The organism is Nocardioides sp., from assembly GCF_036374615.1.
Taxonomy (GTDB): Bacteria; Actinomycetota; Actinomycetes; order Propionibacteriales; family Nocardioidaceae; genus Nocardioides.
Map to the genome: position 1 here is coordinate 14,461 of NZ_DASUTK010000223.1, position 12,783 is coordinate 27,243.

The following is a 12,783-nucleotide window of genomic DNA, read 5'->3' on the forward strand; positions in this document are numbered from 1 at the left end:
CGTTGGGCCCTGCTGCCCCCGGAGGTTCCTCGATGTCTCGCCGCAGTCCGTTGCTCCCGATGCTCCTCGCCGCCCTGGTGACAGCCGCCGCTGTCGGGCAGCTGGGCGCCGGCGTCGCACGGGCGCACGTCACTGAGTCGGCGATCGAGGACTACGCGGACTATGTCCCGCAGCAGCGGTGCCGGCCCAAGGCCAAGCCGGGGACAAAGGCGCTCGGGCGCTGGATCGTGCGCACCCAGGGCGGCGGGTCCGGCGGCATCTCGCGGTCCTGCAAGTACGGCGGCACGTCGGAGCACAAGGAGGGACGGGCCTTCGACTGGACCCTCGACGCCACCAGGAAGAAGGATCGCCGCACGGCCACCGGGTTCCTCCGGCTGGTCCGCGCAACGGACAAGGCGGGCAACTCCGACGCCCGTGCGCGTCGGATGGGGATCATGTACGTCATCTGGAACGACCACATGTACTCCGCCTGGGACGGGTTCGAGCGCGAGCCCTACCTTGCCTCGTCGTGTCCGAGCAAGAGGAAGTGCAGCAAATCCGCGCGTCATCGCAACCACATGCACATCTCGCTGAGCCGTCCCGGCGGCCGCGGCAGGACCAGCTGGTACGACGGCCGGCTCGACTGAGCCGGCCGCTGCTCAGCCCAGGATCGGCTGCAGGTCCGCGAAGTCCGCCTCGACGATCGCGCGATCCTGGGGGTCCGCGACGTCGACCGCCCGGGCGGCGGCCCACGCCGCCGCGGCCTCGTCGGACCGGCCGAGGCCGTGCAGCGCACGCGCCCGCGCCTCGTGCGCGTAGGCAAGGTCGAAGTCGGCGATCGCATGCTCGAGACAGCCGGCCAGCACCCGGTCGGCGACGGCGAGCCCGCGCTCGGGCTGCCCGGTGGCCGTGAGCGCGCGAGAGATCAGGTAGTCGGCGCGGATCGCGTTCACCGGTCCGGCGTCGGTGGCCAGCTCCCAGTGGTAGGCCGCGGTGTGGACCAGCCGGAGCAGCCGCTCGTCGGCCGCTGGGTCGCGCTCGGCGGCCAGCAGCGTGAACGCCTCGTTGTTCGCCTCGACCGCCTGCCGCCGGTGCCAGTCGCCCTCGGCCGGCGGCGGGAAGTCGTCGGTCTCGACCGTGACGCGGGGGAGGGTCTTGCCGGTCTCGAGCACCGTCTTGAGGGCGTCGAGCACCCAGACCCACCCGTCCTTGACGTTGGCCCAGGTCAGCGGGCTGAACGCCAGTCCACCGTGCACCAGCCGCACCCGCGTCAGCCGGTCACCGACCTGCTCGATGGTCCACTCCACCCGGCTCGGCGGCTCGGCGGCGAGCTCCGCGTCGTACAGCACGTGCCAGGTCTGCACGAACCGGCCCGGCGTACCCGGCGCCGGCGGAGTCATCTCCTCGATCACGCCGTCGACCGCGTCGCCGCCGTCGGCCTTCACGGTCCGGTAGCGGGCGCCCGGCGTCGGTCCCTCGGCATAGGAGGTGCCGTGGAAGTAGCGCTTCTTCCACTCCGACTGGGTGATCGCGGCCCAGACCTGGTCGGCGTCGGCGTTGATGTGGATCTGGTAGACGTGCGCGGTGAGGCTCATGACGCGGGTCCTTCTGCGGTGTCGGGCGGGTTCTCGGCGTGCTGCTTCAGTCCGACCAGAGCGGAGGTGAAGCGGGCGGCGTACTTGCTGATCCAGCGGTTGGCGACCTGCTCGATCGGGACCGGGTTGAGGAACAGCCGCTTGCTGCGGCCCTCCTTCGCGGTCACGACGAGCTCCGCCTCGGTGAGGACGGTGAGGTGCTTCATGACGCCGAACCGACTCATCCGGTCGGCGAACTCCTCGCACACCTCGCCGACCGTGCGGCCGTCGCGGCTGAACAACAGGTCGAGGATCTCCCGGCGGGTCGGATCGGCGAGCGCCTTGAAGACGGCGTCCTGGGAGTCCATGGCCGTGACCATATGTGACCATATAGTCACATGTCAAGCAGGAGATCCGACGAGCACGCGACTACGGTGGCGGCATGATCACCGCCCTCCACACCCTCGTGTACGCCGACGACCCTGACGCCGCCCGCGCGTTCTTCCGCGACGTGCTGCAGCTCCCCGGGGTCGACACCGGCGGTGGCTGGCTGATCTTCCGCACCGGCCCGAGCGAGCTGGGGGTCCACCCGGCGTCCTGGGAGGACGTCGGCGGTGGGACGGTCCGGACCTCCCAAGCGTTCGGCGTGTCGCTCATCTGTGACGACCTGGCCGGCACGATGGCCGAGCTCGGGGAGCGGGGTGCCCGGTTCGAGGGCGACGTCGAGGAGGAGCCGTGGGGGTCCACGGTGCAGCTGGTCGTCCCGGGCGCCGGGACGATGATGCTCTACCAGCCGAAGTACCGGCCGCCGGCGTTCGAGGAGGAGCCCGAGCCGATGTGGTGAGCTGATAGTCCGCCGCCAGATGCATCACATCGCAGCCCGAGGGTGATGATTTCGGCGGCGGACTATCCGAGTTCCAGGTACGCCGCGCGCGTGATCTCGTAGACGACCTCACCCTGGTCGGCGCCCGGCAGCGGGTACTCCCACTCGCCGACGTACGACCTGACCAGGCGCATGCCGAGCTTCTCCATCACGTGGCGGGAGCCGGCGTTGACCGCCATGGTCTCGCCCCACACCCGGGCCAGCCCGACGGTGCCGAAGCCGTGGTCGAGCATCGCTCGCGACCCCTCGGTGGCGTAGCCCCGGCCCCAGGCGGTACGGCGGAGTCGGTAGCCGAGCTCCGCAGCCTGGGGGTCCTCGTCGTCGACACCCAGGCACCACCAGCCCACGAACGCCTGATCGACGAAGCCCGCCCAGTAGCCGATCCCGCGAGCGTGGGCGTGGGGTCGCAGCCGCTTGGCCAACCACTCCTGCTCGACCTCGTCGCGGGTCAAGGCCCGGCCGAAGATGAAGCGCAGCACCTCCGGGTCCGAGTCGAGCTCCACGAGCTCCTCGAGGTGCTGCTCCGTCAGTGGGTCGAGCCGCAGCCGGGCGGTGGTCAGGACGGGCCGGCTCATCCGGCCCAGGCGGGGTCCCAGCCCTCGACGTCGGCCGCGGCGCGGGTCGCCGGGCCGGTGTAGACGGCCGAGGGCCGGATCAGCCGGCCGGTGCGCTTCTGCTCGAGGATGTGGGCCGACCAGCCGCCGGTGCGGGCGCACGTGAACATCGACGTGAACATCGGGGCCGGGACGCCGGCGAAGTCGAGCACGATCGCTGCCCAGAACTCGACGTTGGTCTCCAGCACCCGATCGGGCCGGCGCTCACGCAGCTCGGTCAGGGCGGCCTGCTCGAGCTGCTGCGCGACCTCGTACCGCGGTGCGCCGAGCTCCTGGGCGGTACGGCGCAGCACGCGGGCGCGTGGGTCCTCCGCGCGGTAGACCCGATGGCCGAAGCCCATCAGCCGCTCGCCCTGGTCGAGCAGTTCCTTGACGTACCCCTCCGCATCGCCGCGCTGCTCCACCTCCTCGATCATCCCGAGGACGCGGGACGGCGCGCCGCCGTGGAGCGGGCCGCTCATCGCGCCGATCGCCCCGGAGAACGCCGCCGCCACGTCAGCACCCGTGGACGTGATCACCCGTGCGGTGAACGTGGACGCGTTCATCCCGTGCTCGGCCGCGGAGGACCAGTAGGCGTCGATCGCCTTCACGTGCGCAGGGTCTGCCTCGCCACGCCACCGGATCAGGAACCGCTCGGCGAGCGACCTGCCCCGGTCGACCTCTTGCTGGGGCACCACCGGCCGGCCGATCCCGCGAGCGCTCTGCGCGGCGTAGGACAAGACCATGACGGCGACCCTCGACAGGTCGAGACGGGCCTGCTCGTCGGAGATGTCGTAGGTCTGCCCCATGCCCAGCATCGGCGCCAGCATCGCGACGGACGCCTGGACGTCGGCGCGGACGTCGCCGGTGTGGATCGCGATGTTGTAGGGCTCGGCCGGTGGCAGGCCCGGTGTGTAGGAGCCGTCCACCAGCAGCCCCCATACCTTCTCGAACGGCACCCGTCCGACCAGCTCCTCGATGTCCACGCCGCGGTAGCGGAGCGCCGACCCCTCCTTGTCCGGCTCGGCGATCTCCGACGCGAAGGCGACCACGCCCTCGAGACCGTGATGGACGGTCTGCGCGCCCGGCTCGCTGCGCTCGCCCTGCTGCTCGCTCATGTGACCCTTCCGCTTCCCGATGGATCCGAAGCGGATCCGCAAACGCATTCTGCCTGCCGGTCTAGGGTCGACGCCATGATCGACCAGCCGGGCCCGGACCTGGCGGCGCTGCGTCGCGAGTACGGCGACCGCGGGCTCACCGAGTCCGCTCTCGCCGCCGACCCGATCGCGATGTTCGACCGCTGGTTCGCCGAGGCTCACGCGGCCGGGCTCTACGAGCCCAACGCGATGGTCGTCTCGACCGTGTCCGACGACGGGCACCCGTCGTCCCGGATGGTGCTGCTCAAGGGAGTGTCCACGGCGGGGTTCGTATTCTTCACCAACCTGGGTTCGCGCAAGGGCCGAGAGCTGGCAGCCGACCCGCGCTGCGCGCTGCTGTTCCCGTGGCACCCGCTGGAGCGACAGGTCCGGGTGGACGGCCGTGCCAGCCTGCTCCCGCGTGAGGATGTCGCGGCGTACTTCGCCACCAGGCCGCGCGGCGCTCAGCTCGGGGCCCACGCCTCCCACCAGTCCCGACCGGTGGCCGACCGGGCCGAGCTCGAGGCGGCGTACGACGCGGCGGCAGCCCGGTTCGCCGACGGGGACGTGCCGGTGCCCGACGAGTGGGGCGGCTACCGGGTGAGGCCGGAGGTCGTCGAGTTCTGGCAGGGCAGGCCGGGGCGGATGCACGACCGGCTCGTCTACAGCCGGGTCGGGGACGCGTGGGCGGTGCAGCGGCTCTCGCCCTGACCGCCGCGTGCGCCTGAGAACGCCGTCGAGGTCGGTCTCAGGTAAACGCGCGCACGTAGCCTGCTGATGAAAGGGGACTCCTGAATGCTGTTGCGGCTGCTGCGCGAGTACCTCGTGCCGTACAAGCGCGCACTCGGGGCAGTGGTGGCGCTCCAGTTCGTCGGCGTCGTCGCGATGCTCTACCTGCCCAAGCTCAACGCCGACATCATCGACCAGGGCATCGCGGTCGGGGACACGGGCCGGATCTGGGAGCTCGGCGGCATGATGCTCGCGATCTCGCTGGTCCAGATCGTGTGCTCCGTGCTGGCCGTCCGGCTCGGAGCCCGCACGGCGATGGGGTTCGGGCGCGACATGCGCGCCACCCTCTTCCGCCGGGTGGGCACGTTCTCGGCCCGGGAGGTGCAGCACTTCGGAGCGCCCTCCCTCATCACGCGGACGACCAACGACGTGCAGCAGGTGCAGATGCTGGTGCTCATGTCGTGCACGATGGCGGTGGCCGCGCCGATCATGATGGTCGGTGGTGTGCTGATGGCGCTGAGCGTGGACGCCGGGCTCAGCTGGACCCTGCTGGTCGTAGTCCCCGCGCTGTTCCTGGCCGTCGGGCTGGTCGTCAGCCGGATGATCCCCGACTCGCGCCGTCAGCAGCCCCGGATCGACGAGGTCAACCGCGTGCTGCGCGAGCAGATCACCGGCATCCGGGTGGTGCGCGCATTCGTGCGCGAACGCCACGAGATCAGCCGGTTCGGCCTGGCCAACGCCGAGCTCACGGAGGTGACGCTGCGCGTGGGCCGCTGGATGATGACCCTCTTCCCGCTGGTGATGGTGGTCGTCAACGTCAGCAGCGTCGGAGTGCTCTGGGTCGGCGCGCACCGCGTGGACGACGGGCTGATGGGAGTCGGCCCTCTCACTGCGTTCCTGTCCTACCTGATGCAGATCCTGATGTCGGTGATGATGGCGACCTTCATGCTGATGCTGACTCCCCGCGCCGCCGTCTGCGCCGACCGGATCGCGGAAGTGCTGGAGACCGAGACGTCGGTGACGCCGCCCGTCTCGCCGCAGCCCCTCGACCCTGCGCGCCGCGGCCACCTCGACGTACGGGCGGCCGAGTTCGCCTATCCCGGCGCTGACGCGCCGGTCCTGTCCGAGGTGTCGTTCGAGGCCCGCCCGGGCCAGACGGTCGCGGTCGTCGGCTCCACCGGCGCCGGCAAGTCGACCCTGGTCAACCTCGTGCCGCGGCTGTTCGACGTCACCGGAGGCTCGGTGTCGGTCGGCGGTGTCGACGTGCGGGACCTCGAGCCCGAGGTTCTCTGGGCCGAGCTCGGCCTGGTGCCGCAGCGTGCCTACCTGTTCTCGGGCACCGTCCGCAGCAACTTGGAGCACAGCCTTCCCGATGCCAGCGACGAGGAGCTGTGGGCGGCCCTCGAGATCGCGCAGGCCCGCGACTTCGTCGAGGCGTTGGAGGACGGCCTCGACGCCCCGGTGGCGCAGGGCGGGACCAACTTCTCGGGGGGTCAGCGGCAGCGGCTCGCGATCGCCCGCGCCTTGGTACGACGCCCGTCGATCTACCTCTTCGACGACAGCTTCTCCGCCCTCGACCTGGCCACCGACGCACGGTTGCGTGCCGCGCTGCGCCCCATCACCACCGACGCCACGGTCGTGATCGTGGCGCAGCGGGTCTCCACGATCCGCGATGCCGACCTGATCCTGGTGCTCGAGGACGGGCGGGTCGTGGGCCGTGGCCCGCACGACGAGCTGCTGGCGTCGTCGGCGACGTACCGCGAGATCGTCGAGTCGCAGCTGGCCGAGGAGGCGGTGGCATGACCACCCCGGCCACCGACAAGTCCAAGGCGTTCCAGGCCACCGAGCGGATCCAGGCCGGGCCGGGGCCGGGCCGGGGCCCGATGGGCGGCGGCATGGTCGGCCAGAAGGCGATGGACTTCGGCCCGTCGGCCCGCAGGCTGATCGGGCGGCTGAGCCCCGACCGGCTCTCGGTCATGCTGGTCGTGCTCCTGAGCGTCGTCAGCGTCGGTCTGATGGCGTACGGACCGCGGGTGCTCGGTCACGCGACCGACCTGATCTTCGCCGGCTTCCTCGGTCGCGACCTCCCGGAGGGCACGACCCGCGAGCAGGCGGTGGAGGCCCTGCGCGCGCAAGGGGACGACCGGCTCGCCGACGTGCTGTCCCGCGCGCCCGGCCTGGTGCCCGGCCAGGGCATCGACTTCGACGCCGTCCGCGACGTGCTGATGCTGGCGCTCGGGATCTACGTCGTCGCGATGCTCCTCTCGTGGAGTGCCGGGCTGCTCCTCAACCGGGTCGTGCAGAACACCGTCCGCACGCTGCGTGACGACGTCGAGGCCAAGATCCACCGGCTGCCGCTGTCGTACTTCGACCGGTCACCGCGCGGAGAGCTGCTCAGCCGGGTCACGAACGACATCGACAACGTCAGCCAGTCGCTGCAGCAGACGATGAGCCAGCTGCTCACCTCACTGCTGACGGTCTTCGGCGTGCTGGCCATGATGCTCTGGATCTCGCCGCTGCTCGCCCTGGTGGCGCTGGCGACAGTGCCGGCGTCGCTGCTCGTGACGCGGTGGATCATGGCCCGCAGCCAGGGCCAGTTCATCGCGCAGTGGCGCCGCACAGGCGCACTCAACGCGCAGATCGAGGAAGCCTTCTCCGGGCACGCGCTGGTCAACGTCTACGGTCGCCGCGCCGAGGTGGAGCGTGCCTTCGTCGAGGAGAACGACGAGCTCTTCGAGGTCAGCTTCGGCGCGCAGTTCGTGTCCGGCCTGATCATGCCTTCGATGATGTTCCTCGGGAACCTCAACTACGTCCTGGTCGCGGTAGTTGGCGCGCTCCGCGTGGCCAGCGGCTCTCTGACGCTTGGCGAGGTGCAGGCGTTCGTGCAGTACACCCGCCAGTTCACCCAACCGCTGACCGCGGTCGCCTCGATGATGAACCTGCTCCAGAGCGGGGTCGCGTCCGCCGAGCGGGTCTTCGAGCTGCTCGACGCCGACGAGGAGCCCGACGCGGGGGTCGAGCCCGGCACCGCTCCGGTACGCCGCGGCGAGGTCGCCTTCCAGCACGTCTCCTTCCGCTACGAGCCGGATCGGCCCCTGATCGAGGACCTGTCGCTGATCGCCCGACCCGGGCAGACCGTCGCCATCGTCGGGCCCACCGGCGCCGGCAAGACCACGCTGGTCAACCTGGTGATGCGGTTCTACGACCTCGACGCCGGGCGGATCACCATCGACGGCGTCGACATCACGTCGATCCCGCGCGCCACCCTGCGCAGCCAGGTGGGGATGGTGCTCCAGGACACCTGGCTGTTCGAGGGCACGATCCGCGACAACCTGGCGTACGGCCGGCCGGATGCGACCGAGGAGGAGATCCTGGAGGCCGCCCGAGCGACGTACGTCGACCGGTTCGTGCACTCGCTGCCGGACGGCTACGACACCGTGATCGACGAGGAGGGGTCGAACCTGTCGGCCGGTGAACGGCAGCTGGTCACGATCGCGCGGGCGTTCCTCACCCAGCCGGCGCTGCTGATCCTCGACGAGGCGACGTCGTCGGTCGACACCCGGACCGAGGTCCTGGTGCAGCGGGCGATGGCCGCCCTGCGCGCCGACCGGACCTCGTTCGTGATCGCGCACCGGTTGTCGACGATCCGCGATGCGGACCTGATCCTGGTGATGGAGGACGGCGCGATCGTCGAGCAGGGGACGCACGACGAGCTGCTCGCCGCGCACGGCGCCTACGACCGGCTGCACGCGGCACAGTTCTCGCAGCCGATGACCGAGGACGCACCGGTCTGATTCCCGTGCTTAATCCCTTGAGCCCGTCACCACCCGGGACCTACGGTGGAGGCACACGGGAAAGGAGGTGGTCCGAAGAATGAATTCTTATAGGACGCGTGAGGTGGCTGCCCGCTAGCAGCCAGTAGCAACGCGGGGCAGGACTGTCCCGCTCGGCTGCTGACGAATCCACAGCAGTCACCCGACCCGCAGGCGATCCGGACCCACGTCCTCCGGAGCGGCCGCCGCCGAGAGGCGAGTGAGCCACGCCTGCGGGTCGTTCCATCTCGTGCCGATCCGCCGCGACCGGTGGGCCGCCGTCGTCGACGATGCGACGGCTGCGGGTTGTCGGGAATATAGTTGACCTCGACAACCTTATGACCGTTCGTGAAGCGAGACTCCGTGACCCAGACCCCATCCGCGACCGCCTCCCCGGCCGTGACCGCCCCGATGACCCACCGTGAGGTCCTCGAGGCCCTCAGCGGGCTGCTGCTCGCGATGTTCGTCGCGATGCTGTCGAGCACGGTCGTCTCCAACGCACTGCCACGGATCGTGACCGACCTCGAGGGGAGCCAGACCGGCTACACCTGGGTCGTGGTCGCGACGCTGCTGACCATGACGGCGACGACCCCCATCTGGGGCAAGCTCGCTGACCTCTTCAGCCAGAAGGTGCTGGTGCAGTCGGCGCTGGTCATCTTCTCGATCGGCTCGCTGGTCGCGGGCTTCGCCCCGTCGATGGAGGTCCTGATCGGCGCACGCGCCGTCCAGGGCCTGGGCGTCGGCGGGCTCACCGCGCTGGTGCAGGTCGTGATCGCGAGCATGGTCAGCCCGCGCGAGCGGGGCCGCTACGCCGGCTACATCGGCGCGACCTTCGCCATGGCCACGGTGAGCGGCCCATTGGTCGGCGGCCTCCTGGTCGACACGGTCGGCTGGCGCTGGTGCTTCTTCGTCGGCATCCCGGTGGCGGCACTCGCGTTCGTCGTGCTGCAACGGACGCTGCACCTGCCGGTGATCCACCGTGAGGTCTCGATCGACTACCTCGGCGCGACGTTGCTGGTGGGTGGCGTCTCCCTCCTGCTGGTGTGGGTCTCGCTGGCCGGCTCCCAGTTCGCCTGGGGTTCCACGACCAGTCTCGGCCTCGTCGTCGTCGGCCTCGCCGTGGTGGGCGCCGCGGTGTACGTCGAGATGCGGGTCGCCCGCGAACCGGTGATCCCGATGCGGCTCTTCCGAGACCGGACCACGGCTCTCGCCACCGTCGCGTCGGTCCTGATCGGGCTCGCGATGTTCGGGTCGACGGTCTACCTCTCGCAGTACTTCCAGCTCGCCCGCGGCATGTCGCCGACCGAGGCGGGGCTGATGTCGATCGCGATGGTCGGGGGACTGCTGGTGTCCAGCGTCGTGACCGGGCGGATCATCACCGCGACCGGCTACTGGAAGCGCTACCTCGTCGGTGGCATGGTGCTCGTGATCATCGGTCTCGGGCTGCTCGCCACCATCGACGACACGACGGCCCTGGTGCGGGTGGGTGCCTCGATGACCGTGCTCGGCCTCGGACTCGGGGCGACCATGCAGAACCTGGTGCTCGCGGTCCAGAACAACACCGCTCAGGCCGACATGGGGGCGGCGAGCTCGGTGGTGGCCTTCTTCCGCTCGATGGGCGGCTCGATCGGTGTCTCGGTGCTGGGCGCGATCCTGGCCCACCGGGTGGCGGACAGCGTGACCGACGGCCTGGCCGACGCCGGCATCCCGGCGGAGCAGGGTCACGCCACCGGCGCGATCCCGGACCTCGCCACCCTTCCCGGCCCGATCCGCCACCTCTTCGAGCACGGCTTCGGCGAAGCCACCGGGCACATCTTCCTGGTCGCCACCCCCATCGCCGTGCTCGCGCTGGTGTGCGTGCTCTTCATCCGCGAGGTGCCGTTGCGGACCACGGTGCTGCGGGCCGACGAGCTGGCGCCCGAGGTGGCTGCCGAGACCCCCGTCGGAGCGCGGCGGTCGTGAGGCAGGAGCGGTCCGTAGGCCCGAGCCGCAGCGAGTCGCTCCGCCAGATCGAGCACGAGGTCGGTGCCCTGATCCGCCGGGTCCGCCGGGTGATCGGCGACCGGGCCCGAGCCGTCCACCCGGACCTTCAGCCGGCGACGTACCTGCTGCTGACCCATCTCGACGAGTCCGGCCCCCAGCGGGCCTCCGACCTGGTCGACGCGACCGGTGTGGACAAGGGCGCGATCAGCCGGCAGGTCCAGCTGCTGGTCGACCTCGGTCTGCTGACCCGCACCCAGGACCCCGACGACGGTCGCGCCACGCTGCTCGCCGTGACCGACGACGCCCGCGCCCGGCTGCGGCAGGTTCAGCGCGAGCGCCGTCGCCGCTTCGACCGCCGCCTCGGGGCGTGGTCCGACGACGACCTGGCCCACTTCGCCTCCCAGCTGGCGGAGTACAACGCCGCACTGGACTGACCGACAAGCCGGTAGTCCCCGACGCTGCGGCTGTTGATCGGCTGATGTCGCGACCCCTGCGTCGGGGACTACCGACCAGTCTGGAGCCAGGCCGCGGTGTCGGCGGGCAGCTTGCCGTCCTCGAGCCGGCCGCTGGAGATCAGCACGTCACCGTCGGGCAGCGGGACGGGAGTCGCGCCGCAGTTGAGGACGACGGTGAGCGGCCCGCGACGGACGGTGAGCACGTCGCGCGGCTCGTCGTCGAGCCGCACGTCGTCGCCGGCACCGAGCGCGTACCGCCGCCGCGCGCGGAGCGCCTCGCGGTAGAACTCCAGAGTCGACCCCGCCCGACCCTGCTGGGCCTCGACGCTCAGTGCGGCCCACTCGTCGGGTTGCGGGATCCACGGCTGGCCGGTCCCGGGACCGAAGCCGTACGGCGCACTGGTGCCCGACCACGGGATCGGGACCCGGCAGCCGTCGCGCCCCTTCTGGCCGGTCCGCAGGGAGGCAGGGTCCTGCCAGTGCTCCGGCGCGACGTCGACCTCGGGCAGCCCGAGCTCCTCGCCCTGATAGATGTACGCCGAGCCCGGCAGCGCCAGCATCGTGAGCGTGGCCGCTCGGGCCCGGGCGAGGCCGCGCTCGCCGCCGCCGTACCGCGAGGCGTGACGGGCCACGTCGTGGTTGCTCAGCACCCAGGTCGCTGCTGCGCCGACCGGCGCCATCGCGGTCAGCGTGCCGTGGATGACGTCGGCGAACGCGGTGGCGGACCACTCGGCGAGCAGCCAGCCGAAGTTGAACGACTGGGACAGCTCGTCGGGCCGGACGAACCGCGCCATCGACTCCGGTGTCTGCGTCCAGGCCTCGGCCACCGCCATCCGGTCGCCGTCGTACTCGGCGAGGATCTGGTGCCAGCGCCGGTAGACGTCGTGCACCTCCGGCTGGTCCCACATCGGCTCGTCGTTCAACCGCCGCTCGACCATCGAGCCCGTGTGGCCGTCACCCGAGGCGGGCAGCACCTGGTCGCGCAGGCCCGACTCCTTGAAGAGGCCGTGGGCCACATCGATCCGGAAGCCGTCGACCCCGCGATCGAGCCAGAACCGCAGCACGTCCTCGAACAGTGCGGCCACCTCCGGGTTGCGCCAGTCCAGGTCGGGCTGGGTGGTGTCGAAGAGGTGGAGGTACCACTGGCCGTCCTCGACCCGGGTCCAGGCGGGGCCGCCGAAGACCGAGCCCCAGTTGTTGGGCGGGCCGTCGGGGCTCTCGCGGAACAGGTAGCGGGCGCGCTCGGCGCTCCCGGGACCGGCGGCGAGCGCGGCCCGGAACCAGGGGTGCTCGCTGGACGTGTGGTTCGGCACCAGGTCGACGACGACCCGCAGCCCCAGGTCGTGGGCCGTGGCGAGCAGCTCGTCGGCCGCGGCCAGGTCGCCGAACAACGGGTCGACGTCGCAGTAGTCGGCCACGTCGTACCCGTGGTCGTGCTGGGGGCTCGGGTAGAAGGGGGTGATCCAGAGCGCGTCGACCCCGAGGTCGCGCAGGTAGGGCAGCCGCGACGTGATGCCCGCGAGGTCACCGACCCCGTCGCCGTCGGAGTCGGCGAAGCTGCGCACGTACACCTGGTAGGTGATCGCGTCGCGCCACCACGGCGTCGCGTTTGGATCGTTCAAAGCCATGCCGGCCAGTG

At 71.0% G+C, this 12,783-nt stretch carries 12 protein-coding genes; 7 read left to right on the plus strand and 5 right to left on the minus strand.

The genetic code is table 11. From position 1 onward, the window contains the following. Nucleotides 1-32 precede the first annotated feature (32 nt). A complete protein-coding gene (locus tag VFZ39_RS17165) occupies nucleotides 33-626 on the plus strand; it encodes a hypothetical protein (protein WP_330867009.1) in 594 nt (197 codons plus the stop codon). A 12-nt stretch (nucleotides 627-638) separates the two neighbouring features. Here the strand turns inward: VFZ39_RS17165 and VFZ39_RS17170 are convergent, their stop codons facing one another. Together VFZ39_RS17170 and VFZ39_RS17175 are read right to left on the minus strand one after the other, a co-directional pair. Next, on the minus strand, nucleotides 639-1,574 hold the full coding sequence (locus VFZ39_RS17170; protein ID WP_330867010.1) for an SRPBCC domain-containing protein: 936 nt from the start codon (nucleotides 1,572-1,574) through the stop codon (nucleotides 639-641). After that, nucleotides 1,571-1,921 (minus strand): ArsR/SmtB family transcription factor, encoded by a 351-nt coding sequence (locus VFZ39_RS17175; RefSeq protein WP_330867011.1) that lies wholly within the window; start codon nucleotides 1,919-1,921, stop codon nucleotides 1,571-1,573. The genes VFZ39_RS17170 and VFZ39_RS17175 overlap by 4 nt, the downstream gene beginning before the upstream one ends. Before the next feature lie 74 nt (nucleotides 1,922-1,995). On the opposite strand from VFZ39_RS17175, the gene VFZ39_RS17180 reads away from it, so the two are divergent. Then, complete coding sequence (locus VFZ39_RS17180; RefSeq protein WP_330867012.1) at nucleotides 1,996-2,397, plus strand: VOC family protein; 402 nt, start codon at nucleotides 1,996-1,998, stop codon at nucleotides 2,395-2,397. A 62-nt stretch (nucleotides 2,398-2,459) separates the two neighbouring features. Here VFZ39_RS17180 and VFZ39_RS17185 read toward each other — a convergent pair whose 3' ends face one another. Next, on the minus strand, nucleotides 2,460-3,011 hold the full coding sequence (locus VFZ39_RS17185; protein ID WP_330867013.1) for a GNAT family N-acetyltransferase: 552 nt from the start codon (nucleotides 3,009-3,011) through the stop codon (nucleotides 2,460-2,462). Next, nucleotides 3,008-4,147 carry a citrate synthase 2 gene (locus VFZ39_RS17190; protein WP_330867014.1) on the minus strand — a complete coding sequence of 380 codons (1,140 nt, stop codon included), beginning with the start codon at nucleotides 4,145-4,147 and terminating at the stop codon, nucleotides 3,008-3,010. The genes VFZ39_RS17185 and VFZ39_RS17190 overlap by 4 nt, the downstream gene beginning before the upstream one ends. 75 nt (nucleotides 4,148-4,222) lie before the next feature. Here VFZ39_RS17190 and pdxH point away from each other — a divergent pair, with 75 nt between their 5' ends. The 5 genes from pdxH to VFZ39_RS17215 all read left to right on the plus strand — a co-directional run bounded on the left by pdxH (nucleotide 4,223) and on the right by VFZ39_RS17215 (nucleotide 11,123). Continuing rightward, nucleotides 4,223-4,876, plus strand: a complete 654-nt coding sequence (gene pdxH, locus VFZ39_RS17195) for a pyridoxamine 5'-phosphate oxidase (protein ID WP_330867015.1) — start codon at nucleotides 4,223-4,225, stop codon at nucleotides 4,874-4,876. Between the two features lie 84 nt (nucleotides 4,877-4,960). Beyond that, the gene (locus VFZ39_RS17200) at nucleotides 4,961-6,697 is read left to right on the plus strand and encodes an ABC transporter ATP-binding protein (protein WP_330867016.1); all 1,737 of its coding nucleotides are present in this window, start codon (nucleotides 4,961-4,963) and stop codon (nucleotides 6,695-6,697) included. Then, nucleotides 6,694-8,688, plus strand: a complete 1,995-nt coding sequence (locus tag VFZ39_RS17205; RefSeq protein WP_330867017.1) for an ABC transporter ATP-binding protein — start codon at nucleotides 6,694-6,696, stop codon at nucleotides 8,686-8,688. Before VFZ39_RS17200 ends, VFZ39_RS17205 begins: the two co-directional genes overlap by 4 nt. Nucleotides 8,689-9,069: 381 nt before the next feature. Then, entirely contained in the window at nucleotides 9,070-10,668 is a 1,599-nt protein-coding gene (locus VFZ39_RS17210) for an MDR family MFS transporter (protein ID WP_330867018.1), read from the plus strand. Continuing rightward, entirely contained in the window at nucleotides 10,665-11,123 is a 459-nt protein-coding gene (locus VFZ39_RS17215) for a MarR family winged helix-turn-helix transcriptional regulator (RefSeq protein ID WP_330867019.1), read from the plus strand. Before VFZ39_RS17210 ends, VFZ39_RS17215 begins: the two co-directional genes overlap by 4 nt. 68 nt (nucleotides 11,124-11,191) lie before the next feature. On the opposite strand, the gene VFZ39_RS17220 is transcribed toward VFZ39_RS17215, so the two are convergent. After that, entirely contained in the window at nucleotides 11,192-12,772 is a 1,581-nt protein-coding gene (locus VFZ39_RS17220) for a glycoside hydrolase family 13 protein (protein ID WP_330867020.1), read from the minus strand. Nucleotides 12,773-12,783 lie beyond the last annotated feature (11 nt).

Excerpts from the sequence above, each read along its gene's own strand:
- VFZ39_RS17165 (WP_330867009.1), top strand. The coding sequence starts at position 33 with ATGTCTCGCCGCAGTCCGTTGCTCCCGATGCTCCTCGCCGCCCTGGTG.
- VFZ39_RS17170 (WP_330867010.1), bottom strand. The coding sequence starts at position 1,574 with ATGAGCCTCACCGCGCACGTCTACCAGATCCACATCAACGCCGACGCC.
- VFZ39_RS17175 (WP_330867011.1), bottom strand. The coding sequence starts at position 1,921 with ATGGACTCCCAGGACGCCGTCTTCAAGGCGCTCGCCGATCCGACCCGC.
- VFZ39_RS17180 (WP_330867012.1), top strand. The coding sequence starts at position 1,996 with ATGATCACCGCCCTCCACACCCTCGTGTACGCCGACGACCCTGACGCC.
- VFZ39_RS17185 (WP_330867013.1), bottom strand. The coding sequence starts at position 3,011 with ATGAGCCGGCCCGTCCTGACCACCGCCCGGCTGCGGCTCGACCCACTG.
- VFZ39_RS17190 (WP_330867014.1), bottom strand. The coding sequence starts at position 4,147 with ATGAGCGAGCAGCAGGGCGAGCGCAGCGAGCCGGGCGCGCAGACCGTC.
- pdxH (WP_330867015.1), top strand. The coding sequence starts at position 4,223 with ATGATCGACCAGCCGGGCCCGGACCTGGCGGCGCTGCGTCGCGAGTAC.
- VFZ39_RS17200 (WP_330867016.1), top strand. The coding sequence starts at position 4,961 with ATGCTGTTGCGGCTGCTGCGCGAGTACCTCGTGCCGTACAAGCGCGCA.
- VFZ39_RS17205 (WP_330867017.1), top strand. The coding sequence starts at position 6,694 with ATGACCACCCCGGCCACCGACAAGTCCAAGGCGTTCCAGGCCACCGAG.
- VFZ39_RS17220 (WP_330867020.1), bottom strand. The coding sequence starts at position 12,772 with ATGGCTTTGAACGATCCAAACGCGACGCCGTGGTGGCGCGACGCGATC.